The sequence below is a fragment of the Pseudoalteromonas xiamenensis genome, from assembly GCF_030994125.1.
Classification (GTDB): domain Bacteria; phylum Pseudomonadota; class Gammaproteobacteria; order Enterobacterales; family Alteromonadaceae; genus Pseudoalteromonas; species Pseudoalteromonas xiamenensis_B.
In genome coordinates this window covers 668,362-688,695 of the sequence record NZ_CP099917.1, presented here as the reverse complement: position 1 = coordinate 688,695, position 20,334 = coordinate 668,362, and the positions used below count along the sequence as shown (strand labels likewise).

The window sequence follows — 20,334 nt, the reverse complement described above, 5'->3', positions numbered from 1 at the left end:
ACAAATTAGCAATGCTGCATAGTGTAAGGGAACTCTGAACAGACTTAAAGTTTTGCGAGGGCTTTTTGCATTTGGCGATACTGACTTAACAACGCTTTCAAGCGTTGTTGTTTTATTTCTTCAGAGTCTTCTACATGGTTTAAGGCTTTCTGAATTTCATCAGCCGCTTTGGTGTATGCACCGTATTGTGACAATAAATCCGCTTTAGCTTCGTGGAACGCCGCTTTATTTTCTTGTTCTTCATACACTTTTGTGAGCAGTTGCTTTGCTAAATGATGCTCAGGTTTTTCAAGCGCAAATACTTTAAGCACTTGTAAAGCCAAATCAAAGTCTTTCGCTTCAATTGCTGCATTGGCTAGGTTAAGCGTGATCACCTGATTGTTTGGCCTTAAGTCATGAAAGGAAGATAGTAGAGTAACCGCTTCTTTCGCTTGCCCTTTGGCAATAAGTAGGTCGGTTTGAGCGTCTAAATAAAATAAATTGTTTGGATCTTCACTGCGTAATTTTTTAAGTATTGCTTCAGATTCCTTAAGTTTCTTTTGATCAAGAAGTGACAGCGCAAGCCCATATTCTAAATCACGGCTATCTAATGAAGATGAACGCTCCAAACTTGAGCGGAAAAATTGCTCTGCTATTTTGGGTTCATATTGATAGCGCGCAAGAACTCGAGCTTTAGCTAAGGCAAAATTAAGGCTAGAAGGCACATAGACCTTTTCGTACTGTTCTGCACGTAGGCGTACATCCGAGATCCGAGTCTCTGGCAATGGGTGAGTCAGCAAAAATGCAGGTGGTTTATTTTTATAGCGAACTTGTTCTGCAAGTTTGCTAAGAAACTCGCTTGAAGCGTAGGGGTCGAAACCTGCATTTTTCAGGGTTTTCATGCCGAAGCGGTCTGCTTCTTGTTCAGCTTTACGACTGTGGCTTAAGTTGTTTAAGGCTGACTGTGTAGAATTAGCGGACAAAATCGCCATTCCTGCATCCGGCGCGACGATGGTGGCGAGAATGCCCGCGATCATACCTGCTACCGTTAGAGCACTGTTGTCCTTTTGATTCTGTAATCGTCTTGCGATGTGGCGCTGCGTAACGTGAGCAATTTCGTGTCCGAGTACCGAAGCAAATTGGCTTTCATTATCTGATTGGGCGAGAAGACCGGTGTGCACACCAACGTGCCCACCGTAAAAAGCAAACGCGTTGATATCAGGGTTTTTTAGCCAGAAAAACTTAAATGGAAAACGGACGTCATCGGCGTTGGCGACGAGTTTATTCCCAAGCGATGAAACGTATTCGTCAAGTACCGGATCTTGGATAAACCCAGCACCTGCACGGATCTGCATCATCATGACATCGCCGATGGCCTGCTCTTTTTCAATAGAAAGCGCTTGAGAAGCGGATGTGCCTAAATCTGGGAGATTAAATTCGCTTTGAGCCAAAGCCGAGCCTTGCCATTGCAGTGCGACAGCAGTCAGCAATGACAAGAGTGGGCGTTTATACTGCATATTAGTCCTTTCTTATATCGTCCCCGAGCATAAGTCGCGCTAAGTCAACTTCATCACCGCATGCACGGGCATCTTTTTCACATAGCTGATAAAAATCTTTTATTGAGACACCGTCAACCTTAACAATGTTCAATTCTCGAGTTAAAAAAGCAATAATTTTGTGCACTACTTTATGAGCATGAAGAATAAGTGCCTTGTCGGCGATATCGCCTCGTTCAAAGTAAAATGCTATAAACTTATGTAACTGATTAATTCTTAGTATGTTTTTCATTGTATGGGGATCCCAAATACTGAATTCCATCAATCGATTGTCTTTAACATAAGTGTCGATTTGAATGTCTTTCGCGTAAGGAAACGCCCACAGTTCAAAACCACGGTCTGTAAAACTTTGATGTAAACCAAGTCGAGGCTTTGAGTCGCAGTGAATGAGGCCATGATCATCTTCGAAACCACCGAGTAATTGAATGTTCCAATTGCGTTTGTCAATGATGCGTTTAACTGCGTTATCGAAGCCATGATGGAGCACTCCTTCACTTTCACTCACTGAAGAAGCAACCATGTGGTAAAATGGTGGTAGTTCACCCCAGTTGATCTGCTTTTTAAACCAGTTGATTTCTTTTAGAGTTGGATTTGCGGGAAGTTGGGCTTTACTATTCGCACCAGCCATTTATTTTTCCTTACTACTTTTCTTGTCTTAAAGGATAAACCAAAGTAAGAATTGAGGCTAGTAACAAAGACTGAATTAATCGAGGTGTTAGTTGTCACAACAGAAACAAATCAATGACTTAAGTTTGTTCGATTGCCCTCAGTTGTTTGTACAATTCAAATGGTTACTTAAGGATTTGAATATGGGTAAAACGGTGGCATTTAAATTCAGCATTGGGCAAGATTTAAAAGATGTTCTTCGATATCTTGAGATGAAAAGATTACAGTACAGACGTATCGACAGTACCAACAGTATAACTATCGTCGTGGAGGGAATGAGTGTTTGAATTTATAAAAGCCTGGTATACCCGCAAGTTTTCAGATCCCCATTCTGTTACCTTATTATTTTTACTACTCTCCTGTGCGGCTTTACTTTATCTATTTGGTGAATTCGTTATTCCCGTGCTCGTTGCATTGGTGATCGCGTATTTACTTGATTGGCCAGTTACGAAGCTGGAAAAACTGGGTGTTGGACGTTTGCTTGCAACGACCCTCGTCATGTTTGCGTTTGTCGGCCTAGTATTTGCCATTACGGTTGGAATTGTACCTACGCTTTGGAAGCAACTTTCAAACTTAGTGCAAGAAGCACCATCAATGGTGGAGCAAGGAAAATATTGGTTACTTCATCTGCCTGACAGCTATCCAGCATTAATTAGCGTTGACCAAGTTAAAGTCGTCGTTAATACAGTAGAGAAAAAAGTCATCGAGTTTGGGCAGATGCTCTTGTCTCTTTCGCTGACATCTTTAAAAGACGTCATAGCCTGGCTAATTTATTTGATCCTCGTACCATTGCTTGTGTTTTTCATGCTAAAAGATAAATCGGAACTAGCCGGTGGGATTGCACAGATGCTCCCCAAGCAAAGGCGACTTATTAGTCAAGTCTGGCATGAAATGGATCAGCAGATCATGAATTATATCCGTGGCAAAGTCATTGAGATTGTCACTGTTGGTGTCAGTTCAGTCGTGGCTTTTTCGCTTATGGATTTGCGCTACGCGGCATTATTGGGCACGTTGGTGGGATTGTCTGTACTTATCCCATTTGTTGGTGCAGCATTAGTCACCATACCTGTTGCCGCTGTGGCAATGTTTCAGTTTGGCGTTGAAGCCCAGTTTTGGACGGTTTTAATCGTCTACGGCATCATTCAAGCGCTTGATGGCAATGTCCTTGTTCCGTTGTTATTTTCGGAAGCGGTCGATTTAAATCCTGTCTATATAATAGTGGCCGTTTTATTCTTCGGCGGACTTTGGGGTTTTTGGGGCGTTTTCTTCGCAATTCCCTTGGCGTCGTTGGTCAAAGCGCTTTTTAATGCTTGGTCAGGGCAGCGAGAAAATATATCTGAAGAAGTAAGTGGTTGATATTTGACCGATGATCACGATTTTACTAACTAAAATCATTGTTTAGATGCAGTTCCTACTTGCATTGTGACAAAAAGTTAGTACAATTCCGCAGCTTCCCATTGTGGGGAGCAAATCCTTATTAATGAAAACAGTCAATCTATATAGAGGACGGTATGGTAACTATTCGTTTGCAACGTGGCGGCGCTAAAAAGCGTCCATTCTATCAAATTGTGGTTGCGGATAGCCGTTTCTCGCGTGACGGTCGCTTCATCGAGAAAGTTGGTTTCTTTAACCCAATCGCTGCTGGTCAAGAAGAGAAAGTGCGTTTGGATCTAGCTCGTGTTGAACACTGGGTAGGTCAAGGTGCAGCTCTTACTGAGCGTGTAGCAAAGTTAGTTAAAGACGCTCGTAAAGCGGCTTAATAGGCGTAAGTGTAACCATGAGTCAAGAAAACACCTCGATTATTGTAGTAGGTAAGCTTGGTGCCCCTTATGGTATTAAGGGCTGGCTTAAGGTGCATTCATTTACGGACGATCCCGAAGGGATCTTCGATTATAGCCCATGGTTAATAGGGCAACAAGGTAAATGGCAAACCTTTGAAGTGGTCGACTGGCGTCGTCACAGCAAAGGCTACATCGCCAAGTTTGCGCAGATTAATGACCGTGATGAAGCATTAGCATTAACTAATGTTGAAATCGCAGTTTATGAAACGCAGCTTCCAGAACTCCCTGATGGGGAATTCTATTGGCGAGATCTCATCGGCATGTCCGTGGTTACAGACAAAGGCTATGACCTCGGTATTGTTGATGACTTGATGGAGACAGGGTCAAATGACGTTTTGGTTGTGAAAGCAAACAAAAAAGATGCATTTGGCCAATCAGAGCGCTTAATTCCATTTTTACCAGAATCGGTAATTGTGTCAGTTGAGCATGACGAAGGTAAAATTACAGTTGATTGGGATCCTGCATTTTAATGCAAGAGAGCAAAAACCTTTGGGTCGGCGTAGTTACGCTTTTCCCAGACATGTTTGATGCTATTACCAATCAAGGTGTGACGGGTAGAGCGGTTAAAAACGGCCTTATCGAGTTTCACAGCTGGAATCCTCGAGATTTCACTACCGACAAACATAGAACGGTTGATGATCGTCCTTATGGCGGTGGGCCTGGCATGCTGATGATGGTTGAACCATTAAAGCAGGCGATTGTTGCAGCGAAAGCCGCAGCAGGAAATGGCGCAAAGGTAATTTACATGTCCCCTCAAGGGCGTAAGCTAGATCAACAGGGAGCAGCAGAACTTGCTGCGAACGAAAAATTGATCTTAGTGGCTGGTCGTTATGAAGGTATAGACGAGCGGATCATCGAGTCTTATATAGATGAAGAATGGTCCATTGGTGATTTCATATTGAGTGGTGGTGAACTACCTGCCATGACATTGATTGACGCAGTCGCGCGATTGGTGCCTGGCGTGTTAGGACATAACCAGTCAGCTGAGCAAGATTCGTTTTCGGACGGCTTACTCGATTGCCCTCACTATACTCGGCCAGAAACATTGGATGGAAAGTCGGTTCCTTCAGTTTTACTGAGTGGTAACCACCGAGAGATTGAAAAGTGGCGCTTAAAGCAGCAACTTGGAAGAACTTGGTTAAGACGTCCTGACTTGTTGCAAAACCTAGCTCTGACTGAGGAGCAAGTGAGATTACTCTCTGAGTTTCAGCAAGAGTATCAAAAGACTTGTGGCTAGAAGACAGTTACACCTAGGAAAGTGAGAAATATAATGGCAAAAGTAAACCAAAACATTATCAAAGAGCTTGAAGCTGAACAGCTTAAGCAAGACGTACCTGCATTCGGCGCTGGTGACACAGTAGTTGTACAAGTACGTATCAAAGAAGGTGACAAAGAGCGTCTACAGGCGTTCGAAGGCGTGGTTATCGCGAAGCGTAACCGTGGTCTACACTCAGCTTTCACTGTGCGTAAAATTTCAAGCGGTGAAGGTGTTGAGCGTGTATTCCAAACGCACAGCCCATTAGTTGAAAGCATTACAGTTAAGCGTCGCGGTGCAGTACGTCGCGCGAAACTTTACTACTTGCGTAAACTATCTGGTAAAGCTGCTCGTATCAAAGAGAAGCTTAACTAAGAGTAAGGCTGCCTTACTAAAAAGCGGGTCACTATTAATAGTGGCCCGTTTTAGTTTGTCGTTATCGCATTTATACGCGCTATCTAAATAGCAACACTGCCGTAAATCAAGTCCGCTCGTTTCCCCCGCACGTCCCGATATCAGCATTTCAATAGTTGTCCCTTCAATTTTAACTAAATTCTCTATGTCTTTAAGTGTACGGTCTTATGTGACCTCATTAAGGAAATTCTAAAAAGTTGTCTAATTTCCTGCACGAAAGGCCGATAACGTCTAAGCTTTTTTAAACCATAAAATCCAAATCAGCATCTTGCTTTTACTTTCATCTGTCCCGGTAACTTGATAGACTAACTGTATTAAATGGTTTACTAGTCGTAATAATAAGTTTACACATGAGTTCATTAGACCTTACACCACTAAGAGAAGCAATCGATGACTGTGACGCTGAACTGGTTCAGTTACTGAGTCGTCGGAAAGCATTAACCGAACAAGTTGGCATTGTTAAACAGCAGACAGGTGCGCCACTTTATGCACCAGACAGAGAAGCGCTTCTCATTAAAGCAAGAAGAGAGCAAGCGTGTGAAGCAGGTGTGAATCCTGAGTTAGTTGAAGACATTCTACGACGTATGATGCGCGAAGCGTATGAAAACCAGCAAGGCAAACTCGCCTGTGTTGCACCTGAGCTGTCTCCTGTTGTCGTCGTGGGTGGTGACGGCGCAATGGGCCAATTGTTCGTTAAGCAATTTTTACGCTCAGGTTTTGAGGTGCGGGTATTAGACAAAAAGCAGCAAAACGAAGCGAATGAGATCTTAGCTGGGGCGCGGATGGTCTTGTTAAGTGTACCGATTAATGCTGTAGAGCAGGTGGTTAGTTCATTACCTGAACTTGATGAGACTTGTTTGCTGGTCGATGTCACCTCTGTTAAACAAGCGCCCATTCAAGCCATGCTGAAAAAACATAAAGGCCCAGTACTTGGACTTCATCCAATGTTCGGACCGGATATTTCACATTGGGTTAAACAGACGATTGTAGCGTGTGAAGGGCGGGCAAGCCCACGGTGCGAATCGCTACTGGAGCAGTTGGCGATTTGGGGCAGTAATTTAGTTCGCATTGATGCTAAAAAGCATGACCAAGCGATGCAAATCATTCAGGTAATGCGACATCTAACGACGTTTGTCTACGGGCAATTTTTGGCAAAGCAGTGCCATACACTTGAGGAGTTACGTAGTTGCTCTTCCCCTATTTACCAATTGGAATTGATGATGGTGGGTCGGCTATTTGCTCAATCACCAGAACTTTATTCAGACATCATGCTTGCACAGTTTTCTGATGTTGAAGGTCTGTTAGCAAGCTACCAAGATACGTTTGCGTTGACGTTGGATAAGTTACAACGAGGCGATAAGGCGGGGCTAATCGAAGCATTTAGTGAAGCGAAATTGTACTTCTCTGATGCAGCTTCTCAGTTTTTATCGCAAAGCCGAGGATTATTGAATAAAGCAAATGACGCCAAAGTGCTAGACTAGCACCTTGGCGCATTAGCGTTCTTATTTAAAGCACTTCGACTTGCTTTAGTGATTCACTTTGGTAACAACCGAGAATGCGAACATATTGAGTATGTTCTTTTAACTCTTCTAGAGCTTTTTGCACGTTTGCTTCAGCGATATTAGCTTGTAAATCAACATAGAAAACTTCTTCCCAAGGATTGCCAGGGACAGGACGTGATTCCAGTTTTACCATATTAATGTTGTGTTGCTTGAACACCATCAAGGCATCCGCGAGAGAGCCTACTTGATGTTTTGTCGCCATTATCAATGTTGTTTTCGTTGGGATCTGAGTAGACACTTGCAGTGACTTTCTAGAAACAACAATGAAGCGACTGTGATTTTCAGCTTGGTTTGCGATACTTGACTTCAATACTTCCAGTCCGACTTTTTTACCTGCTTGTGCCGAGCCAATTGCTGCACTGTGCTCTGTTTCAAGGGCATTTACAAGGGCACTTGAAGTTGAATCACAGGTTTCATGTTGAACATTACCCAAGCCTTGTAAATATCGACTGCACTGGGCAAATGGCTGCGGGTGTGCATAGATCTTCGTGATGTCTTTAATCGCAGTACCTGGAGACGCGAGCAAACAATGCTCGACAACATGTGTGACCTCCCCAACAATACTCACTTGTGCATGCTGAAGAAGGTCAAACACTTCGTTGATACTACCAGAGCTCGTGTTTTCAATCGGCAAGAGACCAAAATCGGCTTGCCCCGTTTCGACTTGGCTGGTGATCTGTTCAAAACTGTTGCAACCAATTTCTACAAGTTTCCCTGGACGACGGCTAAAGTATTTATGACACGCGAGTTGGCTATAAGAACCTTGGCCACCTAAATACGCTACGCGGTAGGTGTCGCTTACAGACTCAGGATTTAAGCTGCGTTGCAGCAACGCTTGTTGATTGAGAACCGAGTCTTCAAGAACAACTTGGAATACGTTATTGATGTAAAAACCATCAAGACCAAGTGATTTTCCATATTGAATCAGTTTTTCAAGCAAGGCTTGCTCTCTCGCTTCATCTCGGATCGGTTTATTGTTCGCAATTTTATATTCTAGAACGCTATAACTTAAACGGCGACGTTTTGAAAGTAACACCAACAAATCAGAGTCGATTTCGTTTATGTCTCTTCGCAGCGCATGCAATGTATCTTCTGTCATAAGGCCTCATTCCCAATGCAAAAAAAACCTCCCAGTTGGGAGGCTTAGCTATTTGATTTCTGTACGCAAACAGTTAAGCCTCTTCATCGAAAGAAGCTAAAAAAGTAAAAACCGAAGCGAACAGAAGAAAAATTCATTGATGTAACTCTATATGTTATTTTTAATTTACCCCTAGAACATACCGTCAATTCACGGGGTAGGTCAACATAATTTAGAATTTTTATTTCTTGAAACTTTGCGAGTAATCGAAAAAACTTATAACTCACTTTAATGTTCTGTTATATTTGCCTTTAAAGCTCGAAAAAATACAATTACTAAAAGGGTTTAACTGTGGGGAATAGACGCCCGCCTTCACGATTTGCGGCCAATTCACTCAGCATGAAGTTGACGTTACTTATTTCGGCGATTTGTTTATTCGCGGGATTGTGTGCAGCTGCGTTTATGCTCAAGTCGGAAGAGAAACTCATCGTTTTTGAAGAGTTTAAGTTATTGAAACGTAGTAGTGCGCAAATTGTTGATCAGTTTCAATATTATCTGCAAAGCAAAACAAATGTAGCTGAACAAGCTAATGCAGTGGTAACAAAGCAGCTCTTCAGCGACAGCTCAAATCTCGCTAATCACAGTGTATATATTCTCTCTAATACGCCAGAAGGGAAAATAAGCACCTCTCAAAATGGATTGTCTGCGGCATTCGTTCCCCGAGATGTCCCTATTGAAGATGACCATTTACTGACACAGTCGGAGTCATTATGGAATGTGTTGGCTCCCACGTTATTGCAAGATTTTGCCAATTTTTATCTCTATACCGAAGACGGCTTTTCTCGTGTTGCACCTCCGAATATTTTATTGCAAGGTGGACAACAACACCGATTTTTACAACATCAAGATTTGAACATTATTAAAGATATTGCCAATCCAACTCGAGAAGCCGTTTGGAGTGATGTGCATTTTGATGAGATTTGGAAGAAATGGGTAGTCAGTATTTTGGTTCCTATTTATCTGCAAAATGAGTTTGTAGGAATGACAGGAGCCGACATCGCTCTTGACCAACTATTAAAACACCTCCCTCTATCGGGCAATGACTATGGACTGGTTATTTTTGACAATAAGGGAAAAGTACTGGCCTCTCCTGAATTGCATAAGTCGCTCACAGATACATCATTGATGACGCAACGTAAACTACCAGCAGAGTTACAAGCACTCGTTATGGAAACCGTGGAAAAGCCTTTGATGGAACGAGAAGCCAATTTTTCTGCTGGAGACGAAGAATACATTATCAATATTCGAATGTTGAAGCAGCTTAATTGGTTTGTTGGCATCTACAAAAAGCGTTCTGCGGTGCTTGCGTCGCTAGACGTCATCAAATACAAATTCTTCGGTTTGTTTATCCTCTATGCGTTTTTTGTCGCAATGTTGCTACATCAAACGCTCTATCAGCTTGTGTTGGGCCGTATCAACGCACTTGTTGATGCGATTTCTGGTTTTGGCAAAGGACAATTCCAAGTTTTGAATAATTTGCCAACCAATGACGATGAGATTGGTATGCTCAACGAATCCATTAAAGATATGGCCACCGAGATCGGCAAGTTAATTGACGGGTTGAACGTTCGAATTGTAGAGAAAGAAGACGCCGAGAAAGAAGCAAATCGGTTTCTTAAAGCGGTTGCAGCATCTGGTACAGGTGTTGTGCTGACTGATGCGCATTTTGACATTAACTACGTAAATCCAAAGATGATGGAAATGACCGGCTTTGAAGCGGAACATTTTTTGGGTTCGCCGCTGTTGACGATTATTTCTAGAGAAATGGCTATTCTTGTTGACGATATTGATATCGACCTTCGTAGTCGCAACTCATGGAGAGGTGATACGGTATTGCAGGGTAAGGACAATAAACCTGTTTGGGTGTCATTAAGCGTCTCACCAATTCGAGAAGATGGTGGGAAAATAACTAGTTATGTCGCATCAGCTCAAGATATTTCCTTTGTAAAAGAAAGCCAACGTAAAATGGAAGAGCTTGCTTACTTTGATACGTTAACGGGCCTTGCGAATCGAACTTTCTTCCGAATGCAGTTGCGAAAGTCGATGGCACTCGCGCAGCGTGGGCATTATGCTTTTGCTTTGTTTTACTTTGATTTGGATGAGTTTAAGCGGATCAACGATACGTTAGGTCACGACGCGGGTGATAGGTTGCTTATCGAAGTTGCGGATCGTCTAAAGCGTAGGTTGAGAGCGGAAGACACGATTGCACGACTTGGAGGCGATGAGTTTGCTGTGCTGTTAAGTGGTATTGAGCAGCGTGACCATGCCATGGATGTCGCACACACTATCCAGCAAACTTTAAGTAAGCCAATTATGCTTGGTAATAATGAAGTGATTGTTAGTGCGAGTATCGGCATTACGATGGCTCCGTTTGACAGTCAGGAAGAAGAGCAACTATTAAAGCATGCCGATTTGGCAATGTACGAAGCGAAAGCCAAAGGTAAGAATACGTTCCATTTTTATAGTAAAGAACTTGATGCCGCGGCAAATGAGCGTCTTTATATTGAGAATGAGCTGCGAATCGGCATCAAGGAAAAACAGTTCCATTTACATTATCAACCGCAAGTTGATTGTCGTACAAATCGCATTGTAGGCTATGAAGCATTGATACGATGGACGCATCCGGATGAGGGCAACATCCCACCGGTAAAGTTTATACCTATTGCTGAAGCGACAGGGTTGATTGTTGAAATAGGCGCTTGGGTGCTTGAAGAGGCCTGTCAATTCGCTAACCGCATGCTGAAATTGGGTCGTGCAGCGAACATTTCGATAAATCTTTCGGCTCGCCAATTCAAAGATGCTCAGTTGATCGAAACACTTGCCGATATTTTGAAGCGGACTCAATTACCTGCAGAATATCTTCATCTTGAACTGACAGAAAGTATGTTGATGGGGGATGTTAAAGCCGCAATAAATCAACTTCATCAAATCAAGGAGCTGGGTGTTGCTTTATCAATTGATGACTTTGGTACTGGTTATTCTTCATTGAGTTATTTGAAACGATTCCCTGTTGATATTCTTAAGGTCGATCGCTCTTTCGTAAAAGATATTCCTGAAGATCTTAACGATATGGAAATTACCGCGGCAATTATCGCGATGGCGCAAAAACTCAACTTAAAGGTCGTCGCAGAAGGGGTAGAAACAAAGGCGCAGATGGAATTCTTACAGCGTAACAATTGTTACATTGTGCAAGGTTATTATTACAGTGCGCCTGTAGCTGAACAAGATCTCTCTCTTGTTGAAGATAAATTGGCGGGAGATTAACCTCCTGCCAGTTTCACTTTGAAACCAAGCCCTTCAAGTAAACCTTTCAATTTGTCTCGGTCATCACCCTGAATTTCAATCAGACCTTCTTTAACGGCACCACCTTGGCCCATTTTACTTTTAAGTGACTTAGCGACTTGCTTCAAATCATGTTCGGCAGGATCTATCCCGACAACAAGCATCACTCCTTTACCTTTACGTCCTTTTGTTTGACGCTCAATGCGGATGAACCCATCTTTAAATAGCTTAATCTCAGGCGTGTCAACTTCTTCAAGTTGTTTGATGCGTCCCATATCAGTTGAATAAACGAGGCGAGAGTCAGACATTATTGTCTCCAATCAAATAACGATATCTTTATCATACCAAAATTTAAGAAACTGATTTTTTATTTTTGGCTAAAAGTAAGAAACGAATTATATTTAAGTGAGTTAACGGATTTTAATACATGCTTTAACGGGAGTCTTTAATGAGTTTGAGTACTAGTGCATCGTCGGATGGTAAAACGCTGACAATCCAAATTCGTGGTAAGTTTGATTTTAATTTGGTGCAATCATTCAGACAGGCCTATGCAGAGCTTCGCTCTGGCACGGAAAAGGTTGTTATTGATTTGCGTGAAACAGACTATATGGACAGTTCGGCTTTGGGTATGCTGCTCAATATGAAAAAAACATTAGGTGAAAGCGTTTCATCTATCCATATAACAAACTGTCGACCGCAACTAAAGAAAATTCTACAGATATCGCGTTTTGATAAAAAGTTCGAAATCGACTGAACATGCGTATTTTAGTGGTTGATGATCAACCGTTAAATTGCACATTACTCCGCGCAATGTTGGAACAACAACGGTATGACGTTGTTGTTGCGACAAATGGTCGTGAAGCGGTTGAAATCGTCGAAAATGATCAAATTGACATCGTGTTACTAGATGTCATGATGCCAGTAATGGATGGCTTTGAGGCTGCACCTTTAATCAAAAAGCTAGCAGGCGAAGTTTATCTACCCATCATTTTTATAACAGCACTTGAAGACCACGCTAGCTTTGAGAAATGCCTTGCTGTGGGCGGTGATGATTTTATACATAAGCCGTTTGACCGAATTATACTTAGCGCAAAGATAAAAGCACACGCCCGTACTCGGAAATTAAGCCAAGAAACGAATGAGCAGAAGAAAGTGCTCGAATATCACTACAATCAAGTAGAACGAGAGCATGAAATCGTAGAGCACATTTTTAAGAATGCGCTAAACGAACAGGGTGCATATCCAGAACACGTTGACTTTCATTTATCTCCAGCATCAATGTTTAATGGCGACATGTTCTTACTAGCAAAGAGTCCAATGGGTGGGCTTTATTGCATGCTGGGTGATTTCACCGGTCATGGCCTAGCCGCTGCTGTCGGCGCTTTACCGGCATCTCGCGTCTTTTACACTATGGTCAATAAAGGCATGTCGATAAGTGATATCGCCTATGAGATGAACGCGTTGCTTTATAATCTGTTGCCTGGCCATATGTTTTGCGCCGCAACGATCATGGAACTAAGTGAATCGGGCAAGAGTTTGTCATTGTGGTTAGGTGGATTGCCTGATGCTTATTTGATAGAGCACGATGGAACGTTGGTTCGAACTATCGAATCCCAGCATATGGCGATGGGAATTCTAAGTGAAAGTGAATTCGAACGAAACTTGCTTCATTTAGAAGTTTCTCCATCAATGCGTATTCTCATCGCAACGGACGGAGTAATCGAAACAGAAAACGATGTGGGGCAATTTTACGGTGACGAACGTTTAAAAGCACTCATTAAGTCGAGAAACTCTATATCTACCGGGGATATTGTTGATTCGGTGCGGGCGTTTTCTTGTTCGGAGTTACAACAAGATGACTTAAGCATTTCGATATTAAACTGTTTACCTTTCCCAAACAGAGAAGACAGCGAAGTTAACTATTCACAATTGTCATTCAATTTAAGTCTTTCATTGAATGCGGAACAAATGCGCAGCACAGACCCTGTACTTGAGTTAGTCGATATGTTATCTCAAGTCGACGGGCTTGAAGCCCATAGATCAAATTTCTTTTTGCTACTTTCAGAAGCATACAATAATGCACTTGACCACGGTGTTTTGGGGTTGGATTCATCAATCAAGGACAAAGAAGAGGGATTCTGGGAATTCTATAGCCTTAGAGCTGACGCGTTAAAGGATCTTAGCGAAGCAAAAATTGTCATTTCTGTTCGATACGATCCTGAAAAACTATCCGTTATTTTTAAGCTATGCGATTCGGGTACTGGCTTTGAGCAAAGTTGTGGTGATATCCACAATATGGGTCGCGAGCACGGTCGAGGAGTAGGCCTGTTAAGGGAAATCGCAGACCAAGTTAACTACAACCAGTCTGGAAACGAAATAGAGATGATATATTCACTGAAATAGGCTTTTCAGCTATTCAATCAAATGCTAGTCTACCTCCAAATTAGCAGTTTGGACGTCCAAATGATTTCAGCCTACTTAAATAACGCTAAAATAAACATCGATGTTAAATCAGTTGAACTCGCGCTCGACGCATTAAATCAGTTTCTTGCTGAACCAAGTAATAATCAAGCACCTGTATGGACTTATCGTATACCTGAACTAGGAGAAGGTGGAGCATGTAGCTTATTCGGTGCATTACAGGATGAGCCATTCTTACTCGAGTCAGAGCTTCCAAAGAATAAAGATAACAACGACGCACTTGCGGACCTTCAAAAGATTGTATTTTTTATTGAACAAAAAACAAATGTAGATTGGTTTGGCATCTATCAAGCGCGAAGTACGTCTGAAGGCCCGCAATTACTTAAATTGGCTTATCTAGGCGCTCCAAGTCGGCCATTATTTCCGCTAACACCTGAATTTGCTCAAATAAGTAATAACGTTCAAGTTGGTTTGAGCGGGAAAGCTCGTATAATCAATGATGTAGAAACTTATGTAGCGTCGGGTGGTGAATATTACACCTGCGACCCTAAAGTCAGTGCAGAAGTGTGTTTACCGTTATTTAATGAAGAACAACAGTGTATTGGAATTATCGACGCGGAAGCATTTCAAACTGAGTTTTTTACTGAAGCGATGTTGGCATTCTTCGTCGCGGTATGCATTAAAATTCCTCATTATTTACCGCGTTAAAGCTTGTCGAATTAAGAAATTTTTATGTTAAGATTAAACCCGAATTTAACCCCTAAGAAAGAGATTTAGCATGTTCTCAGCACTCAAACCGTTACCGACAGATCCAATCCTCGGCCTTATGGCTGCTTTCAAGCAAGATACTAACCCAAATAAGATTGATTTGGGTGTAGGCGTTTATAAAGATGAACAAGGTAATACGCCAGTTTTGAGAGCCGTGAAAAAGGCAGAAGCATTTCGTTTAGAAAATGAAACAACCAAGTCTTACATCGGTCTTGCTGGTAATTTAGATTTTTGTCAAAAAATGGAATCGTTACTGCTAGGTGAACATAAAGCACTACTGGCCAATCGTGTTCGCACAGCTCAAACGCCAGGTGGTACGGGGTCTTTACGAGTTGCTGCTGAGTTTATTAAACGTTGTAATACCAATGCGACCGTATGGGTGACTACGCCGACTTGGGCAAACCACATCAGTTTGTTCGAAGCTGCAGGTCTTGGTGTTAAAGAATATCCTTATTACGACTATGAAAACAAAGATCTTTTGTTTAACGAAATGATTGACACTTTGAAGTCAGTTTCAAAGGGTGATGTAGTATTGATTCATGCTTGCTGCCACAACCCAAGCGGTATGGATTTGAATGCTGAACAGTGGAAAGTATTTGCAGAGTTAGCAAAAGACGTCGGCTTTACAGTACTTGTTGATATTGCTTATCAAGGTTTCGGTACTAGTTTAGACGCTGATGCCGCTGGCTTGAGATTGTTGGCAGACACAGTCGATGAATTAATCATTTGCTCATCTTGTTCAAAGAATTTTGGATTGTACCGTGAACGCGTTGGTGCATGTTCAATTATCAGCGAAAATGCAGCAACAGCCGATGTTTCTAATTCAGTATTGCTAAGCGTTGTTCGCAGTATTTACTCAATGCCACCGGCACACGGTGCGGATATTGTTGCGACAATTTTGGGTAGTAACGAACTGACTCAAGAGTGGCATCAGGAGCTAGACGAGATGCGCGGTCGTATCAACGAATTCCGTGGTTTAATTAAAACACGTTTAGCTGAAGCTGGTGTTGAACAAGATTTCTCGTTCATCGAGCGTCAACACGGTATGTTCTCATTCTTAGGTTTGAATAAAGAACAAATTGAAAGATTAAAAACGGAATACGCCATCTATATGGTCGGTTCAAGCCGTGTAAACGTTGCGGGTATTAGCCATGGCAACATGGATTATTTCGTCAATGCAATGGTTAACGTTCTAAAATAGAACGAGATTTATCCAGTGAAGGCCGCGCGATTTAGTGCGGCTTTTTTGTTTAGATAGGATATTCGGTGTCCTGCAAATCAGGCTGAATTTACTACGGTATTGGTGTTTAAAAGTTGACACAGGACACATCAAAAATTCACACGCTCAATAGGATATGAAAGAGATGCAGGCACTGCGCAAAAGCAGTTAAAGGCTTAGCTCGAATGCTTTAGGTTAAGACCCTAAACAAGATGCAAAGCCTATCATCGGAAAGAAACACAGAAGACTAAGTTAACCCGCTTGCTTATTCAATTCAGTTACTTTTGCAGAGGATTTTGCTGGTTTTTTCTCTACAGGCGTGCTGCCTTTAAGCACTGAAGAAAATTCTTCTTTGCGTTTTGCAATTTCGAGGGCAAGTGACTCCACTTGTTGTTCGCTCAAAGGAACGTCTACTTTCTGGAGTAGGGTTTCTAATGACTCAGCAATATCCAACATTTTATCGTAGGCATCAGCCTCTTTTTTGCTGGTGAATGTCATACGTTCTACTCCGTCTCTTTCAACCACATATTTGATTACAACAGCCATATTCGCCCTCAATTGAAATACTGTTTTTTTATACAGTAAATCTAACTGTGATTTTTTGCAAGTCCCCATGGTATTTTTTCATCTAAATTTCATCTTTTCGGCTTTGACAGGGACTAAATAGTTATCTTTTATTACATTGCTCAGGAGAGCAATTGTTGGTTTATATGTCCAAGGAGGAATAGAAATGAACCTAATTAAAGTTATTACCCTATTTTTTATACTAAGTACGTTGCAACCCTTGTTTCCAGTAATGGCGAATGAACAAGAAACGATTTCGGACTCATCGCAAATTCAGCCGCTCAAAATAAATCTTAATACTGCAGATCTCATCATGTTGACTCAGTTGCCGGGTATCGGTGAGAAAAAAGCACAGGCGATTTTGGATAAGCGTCTTGAGCTTGGTGAATTTAATAATTTAGATGATTTACTCTTAGTGAAAGGAATAGGACCGAAATTGGTTGATAAACTAAGAGGGGTAGTTGAATTGTAAAAAGGCAGAAAAGGGCATTAGCCCTTTTCGAAAATCTCAATGGCTTTATCAAAATGATTTCGAGCAAACCAAATTTCAATGGGCAAAGTCAGAATCGGGTAGAGTAGTCCAGCAATCAGTAAAATTGGTAAAAGTGACCAACCTTGGAAGTAGGCGAGGGATGCAAATACTGGTGTAAGCAAAAGCAATTTGCACACTCTCATGATCACTTTTTGTTTTACATCTATTACTGACAGTGCAATGGATAAAATCGTTTGCCGCTCTGTTACTTTGTAATGTTCGAGTTTTTTAACTCGCTTCAACGTAAATGGCACTCACTAAACCTTTTTTAAATTAAAAAGATGAAACCCAAGCACAGCAATAAACAGGGCGCTATACAGGGCAAAAAGGATCTCCATCCAGCCTGGCATGCTCAAACCTACAAACATCCAATCAATGTTTCCGCAATCACCCGTTGCTGCGAAAAAATTAGGCAGCCATTCGTGCAATGGCATGAATTCGGGGAAATTCGGGAATCTGTCACACGTGAAAGCAAAAGGGTCGTCTGTGTTTTGCATCGCGATATGCTCACGAGCTATTTGAAAACCCCAAATACTAGAAATGCCCCATGTAGCGAAACCTACGATTCTGCAACCTAGGTTATCTGGATTGACGGCACCAAGTAATCCCGCAGCTAATAGACCTAATACAGCTGTGCGCTGATAGATACACATAATACAGGGTTCAAGTCCCATTCCATATTGGAAATAGAGTGCACAGCACTCAAGTAAAAATGCCGTTAAAGCAAGTATCAACCAAGCTTTACGTTCGTAGGGAAGGGTTTTTAGCCAAGCCATAAAATCACTCTCATTTTTTGAGGCTTATTATGTGCGATGGACCTAAAAGATAGCAACCTTTTTGAGGCTACTCACCTATATGTCGGTTTTGTTGCAAATATTTGCATAAGTTCTTTATATCTTAATAACTTTGCTTGTTAGTTCAGGATCATCTGGTACAATCAGTGGATTGTAAGTGATCAAATTACACTTTAGTCGCAAGTGAGTGGACGTTAGATGAGAATTTTCAAAGCGAAAAGCCCAGCTGGATTTGCTGAGGAGTATATAGTTGAATCTATCTGGAACGGTGAATTTCCGCCTGGTTCTATTCTACCTGCAGAGCGTGAGCTCTCTGAACTTATCGGCGTAACTCGCACGACTTTAAGAGAAGTACTTCAACGTTTGGCACGTGATGGTTGGTTGACAATCCAACATGGTAAACCAACGCGTGTAAATAACTTCTGGGAAACTTCGGGTTTAAACATTTTAGAAACTTTAGCACGTCTAGATGAAGACAGAATGCCAGAGCTTACTGATCAGTTACTCTCCGCACGTACCAATATTAGTGCTATTTATACGCGCGCAGCGATTAAATTGAATTCGCAAGCAGTAGTTGAAATCTTGGGTAAACATGCTGACGTAGAAGACACAGCAGAGGCGTACGCGGATTTTGACTACCAAGTACACCACAACTTAGCAATCGCCGGTAATAATAAGATCTACGTATTGATTTTAAATGGTTTTAAAGGTCTTTATTCCAAAATTGGTTGTCACTACTTCGCGGATACACGCACACGCCAACTAGCACGTGAATTCTATACGGATTTAATGGGGCTTGCTGAGCGAGGTGAACATGACGGTGCTATTTCACTGATGCGTAAATACGGTCATCGAAGTGGTGAAATTTGGCAGCAGATCCGCAGTGACTTGCCAAGCGACATCATGGACAATTAATTAAACGGCGCAACTAGCGCCGTTTTTGCTTTTAACACAATGGCTTTAGTTGTTTTTCTTTTTTATCCATAGCCTGCGTTCTGTTTCTTTATTTTGAGTAAGATTCACTCAATTACTAAGATCATCGATTTTATCAATTACAGTCATCGGATAATTCGATTGTTCTTTTATTCGTTGTCTCAATAAACTAGGCAAAAATTTGTCGTGGCGACTTGAATTTATCTTCAAAGCCACCATATTTCTAACATCGCCATTTTGGCATTTGGATCTAAACCTAACTAATTGGAGAAAACAATGGGTGTATTAGTAGGCCGTCAGGCACCAGATTTTACTGCTGCAGCTGTACTAGGTAACGGCGAAATCGTAGATAGCTATAACCTTCATGCAAATATCAAAGGTAAGAAAGCGGTTATTTTCTTCTACCCACTTGATTTCACTTTCGTTTGTCCTTCAGAACTTATTGCTTTTGACAAGCGCTACGAAGAGTTCCAAAAACGTGGTGTTGAAGTAATCGGTGTTTCAATCGATTCTCAATTCTCTCACAATGCATGGCGTAACACTCCAGTAAACGAAGGCGGTATCGGTCCAGTTAAATACGCTTTAGTTGCTGACGTTAAACACGAAATCTGTAAAGCATACGACGTTGAGCACCCAGAAGCAGGTGTTGCTTTCCGTGGTTCTTTCCTAATTGATGAAGAAGGTAACGTACGTCACCAAGTAGTTAACGACCTTCCATTAGGCCGTAACATTGATGAAATGCTACGTATGGTTGATGCACTTGCATTCCACAGCGAGCACGGTGAAGTTTGCCCAGCTGGTTGGACTGAAGGTAAAGCTGGTATGGATGCAAGCCCAGCAGGTGTTGCTAAGTTCCTATCTGAAAATACAGATCAGTTATAATTTCAGTTTTTCGTAGAGTGCGCTTGCGCTCTTCGCTAAGCTAAATAAGAAGCCCGTGCACGTTGAGTTCGCGGGTTTTTATATTCTATGCGCGTATAGTTTTGTTTTCTGCGCAGTCGAATTAGGGGTTCAGTGGTGGCAACAACTTAACTCCACCACTGACTTAACGATTTCAATCCTACAATCCCAAAGTAAACACTGAACATACTGACGATTGGCAGTGCTAGGATACTGAGTAAAATGAGTTCGTTATCCATTACTTTTGCTCCCCTTTTGCATCTTCTTTCAACTGTTCAACGTGGCTTGAAGCTTGTTGGATTTGTTGTTCAACGGCTTTTTGTAAGTTCGCTTTTGCTTCGATGCTTATATGTTGAATGTTTTCCTGAATCGAACTAACTAATAAACTACTTAAGTCAGAGAGTAGTTCTGTACTGGCAGTATTCGCTTGCGCACTAACACTCATGCCAAATAAACAACTTGCTGCGATGAATTTAGTTACTGTGTTCATGATGATCTCCTTGGTTTAAT

22 protein-coding genes are annotated in these 20,334 nt (G+C 41.8%); 14 read left to right on the top strand and 8 right to left on the bottom strand.

The genetic code is table 11. The annotated features are described in order from the left end of the window. Nucleotides 1-44: 44 nt before the first annotated feature. Entirely contained in the window at nt 45-1,496 is a 1,452-nt protein-coding gene (locus tag NI389_RS03135; protein ID WP_308361526.1) for a M48 family metalloprotease, read from the bottom strand. Between the two features lies 1 nt (nt 1,497). Beyond that, nucleotides 1,498-2,163, bottom strand: a complete 666-nt coding sequence (locus tag NI389_RS03130) for a hypothetical protein (protein WP_308361525.1) — start codon at nt 2,161-2,163, stop codon at nt 1,498-1,500. 317 nt (nt 2,164-2,480) lie between these two features. On the opposite strand from NI389_RS03130, the gene NI389_RS03125 reads away from it, so the two are divergent. The 6 genes from NI389_RS03125 (at nt 2,481) to tyrA (ending at nt 7,192) form a co-directional block, all read left to right on the top strand. Next, entirely contained in the window at nt 2,481-3,557 is a 1,077-nt protein-coding gene (locus NI389_RS03125) for an AI-2E family transporter (protein ID WP_308361524.1), read from the top strand. A 155-nt stretch (nt 3,558-3,712) separates the two neighbouring features. Continuing rightward, entirely contained in the window at nt 3,713-3,961 is a 249-nt protein-coding gene (rpsP, locus tag NI389_RS03120; protein ID WP_208843602.1) for a 30S ribosomal protein S16, read from the top strand. 17 nt (nt 3,962-3,978) lie between these two features. Continuing rightward, nucleotides 3,979-4,512: a ribosome maturation factor RimM gene (rimM, locus tag NI389_RS03115; protein ID WP_308361523.1), complete on the top strand. Its 534-nt coding sequence runs from the start codon at nt 3,979-3,981 to the stop codon at nt 4,510-4,512. Next, a complete protein-coding gene (gene trmD / locus NI389_RS03110; protein WP_308361522.1) occupies nt 4,512-5,279 on the top strand; it encodes a tRNA (guanosine(37)-N1)-methyltransferase TrmD in 768 nt (255 codons plus the stop codon). The genes rimM and trmD overlap by 1 nt, the downstream gene beginning before the upstream one ends. A gap of 33 nt (nt 5,280-5,312) precedes the next feature. Next, a complete protein-coding gene (rplS, locus tag NI389_RS03105) occupies nt 5,313-5,672 on the top strand; it encodes a 50S ribosomal protein L19 (protein ID WP_208843599.1) in 360 nt (119 codons plus the stop codon). 389 nt (nt 5,673-6,061) lie between these two features. Continuing rightward, nucleotides 6,062-7,192 (top strand): bifunctional chorismate mutase/prephenate dehydrogenase, encoded by a 1,131-nt coding sequence (tyrA, locus tag NI389_RS03100; RefSeq protein WP_308361521.1) that lies wholly within the window; start codon nt 6,062-6,064, stop codon nt 7,190-7,192. A 25-nt stretch (nt 7,193-7,217) separates the two neighbouring features. On the opposite strand, the gene NI389_RS03095 is transcribed toward tyrA, so the two are convergent. Continuing rightward, nucleotides 7,218-8,372: a chorismate mutase gene (locus tag NI389_RS03095; protein ID WP_308361520.1), complete on the bottom strand. Its 1,155-nt coding sequence runs from the start codon at nt 8,370-8,372 to the stop codon at nt 7,218-7,220. 330 nt (nt 8,373-8,702) lie between these two features. Here NI389_RS03095 and NI389_RS03090 point away from each other — a divergent pair, with 330 nt between their 5' ends. Then, the gene (locus tag NI389_RS03090) at nt 8,703-11,675 is read left to right on the top strand and encodes a bifunctional diguanylate cyclase/phosphodiesterase (protein ID WP_308361519.1); all 2,973 of its coding nucleotides are present in this window, start codon (nt 8,703-8,705) and stop codon (nt 11,673-11,675) included. Here the strand turns inward: NI389_RS03090 and NI389_RS03085 are convergent. Next, on the bottom strand, nt 11,672-12,001 hold the full coding sequence (locus tag NI389_RS03085) for a stress response translation initiation inhibitor YciH (protein ID WP_308361518.1): 330 nt from the start codon (nt 11,999-12,001) through the stop codon (nt 11,672-11,674). The genes NI389_RS03090 and NI389_RS03085 overlap by 4 nt on opposite strands. Nucleotides 12,002-12,141: 140 nt before the next feature. Between NI389_RS03085 and NI389_RS03080 the strand changes: the two genes are divergently transcribed. The 4 genes from NI389_RS03080 to NI389_RS03065 all read left to right on the top strand — a co-directional run bounded on the left by NI389_RS03080 (nt 12,142) and on the right by NI389_RS03065 (nt 16,083). Continuing rightward, a complete protein-coding gene (locus tag NI389_RS03080; RefSeq protein ID WP_308361517.1) occupies nt 12,142-12,447 on the top strand; it encodes an STAS domain-containing protein in 306 nt (101 codons plus the stop codon). A gap of 2 nt (nt 12,448-12,449) precedes the next feature. Further along, complete coding sequence (locus NI389_RS03075; protein WP_308361516.1) at nt 12,450-14,096, top strand: ATP-binding SpoIIE family protein phosphatase; 1,647 nt, start codon at nt 12,450-12,452, stop codon at nt 14,094-14,096. 60 nt (nt 14,097-14,156) lie between these two features. Then, entirely contained in the window at nt 14,157-14,822 is a 666-nt protein-coding gene (locus NI389_RS03070) for a GAF domain-containing protein (RefSeq protein ID WP_308361515.1), read from the top strand. A gap of 70 nt (nt 14,823-14,892) precedes the next feature. Next, a complete protein-coding gene (locus NI389_RS03065; RefSeq protein WP_308361514.1) occupies nt 14,893-16,083 on the top strand; it encodes an amino acid aminotransferase in 1,191 nt (396 codons plus the stop codon). Nucleotides 16,084-16,353: 270 nt separating this feature from the next. Here NI389_RS03065 and NI389_RS03060 read toward each other — a convergent pair whose 3' ends face one another. Beyond that, nucleotides 16,354-16,647 (bottom strand): YebG family protein, encoded by a 294-nt coding sequence (locus NI389_RS03060; RefSeq protein WP_308361513.1) that lies wholly within the window; start codon nt 16,645-16,647, stop codon nt 16,354-16,356. 184 nt (nt 16,648-16,831) lie between these two features. Here NI389_RS03060 and NI389_RS03055 point away from each other — a divergent pair, with 184 nt between their 5' ends. Beyond that, nucleotides 16,832-17,137 (top strand): ComEA family DNA-binding protein, encoded by a 306-nt coding sequence (locus NI389_RS03055; RefSeq protein ID WP_308361512.1) that lies wholly within the window; start codon nt 16,832-16,834, stop codon nt 17,135-17,137. 17 nt (nt 17,138-17,154) lie between these two features. Here the strand turns inward: NI389_RS03055 and NI389_RS03050 are convergent, their stop codons facing one another. Together NI389_RS03050 and dsbB are read right to left on the bottom strand one after the other, a co-directional pair. Further along, nucleotides 17,155-17,451 carry a hypothetical protein gene (locus NI389_RS03050; protein WP_308361511.1) on the bottom strand — a complete coding sequence of 99 codons (297 nt, stop codon included), beginning with the start codon at nt 17,449-17,451 and terminating at the stop codon, nt 17,155-17,157. 3 nt (nt 17,452-17,454) lie between these two features. Beyond that, on the bottom strand, nt 17,455-17,973 hold the full coding sequence (gene dsbB, locus NI389_RS03045) for a disulfide bond formation protein DsbB (protein ID WP_308361510.1): 519 nt from the start codon (nt 17,971-17,973) through the stop codon (nt 17,455-17,457). A 216-nt stretch (nt 17,974-18,189) separates the two neighbouring features. Here dsbB and fadR point away from each other — a divergent pair, with 216 nt between their 5' ends. Continuing rightward, nucleotides 18,190-18,906 (top strand): fatty acid metabolism transcriptional regulator FadR, encoded by a 717-nt coding sequence (gene fadR / locus NI389_RS03040; protein ID WP_308361509.1) that lies wholly within the window; start codon nt 18,190-18,192, stop codon nt 18,904-18,906. Between the two features lie 294 nt (nt 18,907-19,200). Then, complete coding sequence (locus tag NI389_RS03035; protein WP_208843586.1) at nt 19,201-19,806, top strand: peroxiredoxin C; 606 nt, start codon at nt 19,201-19,203, stop codon at nt 19,804-19,806. A gap of 256 nt (nt 19,807-20,062) precedes the next feature. On the opposite strand, the gene NI389_RS03030 is transcribed toward NI389_RS03035, so the two are convergent. Then, a complete protein-coding gene (locus NI389_RS03030; RefSeq protein ID WP_308361508.1) occupies nt 20,063-20,314 on the bottom strand; it encodes a hypothetical protein in 252 nt (83 codons plus the stop codon). Nucleotides 20,315-20,334 lie beyond the last annotated feature (20 nt).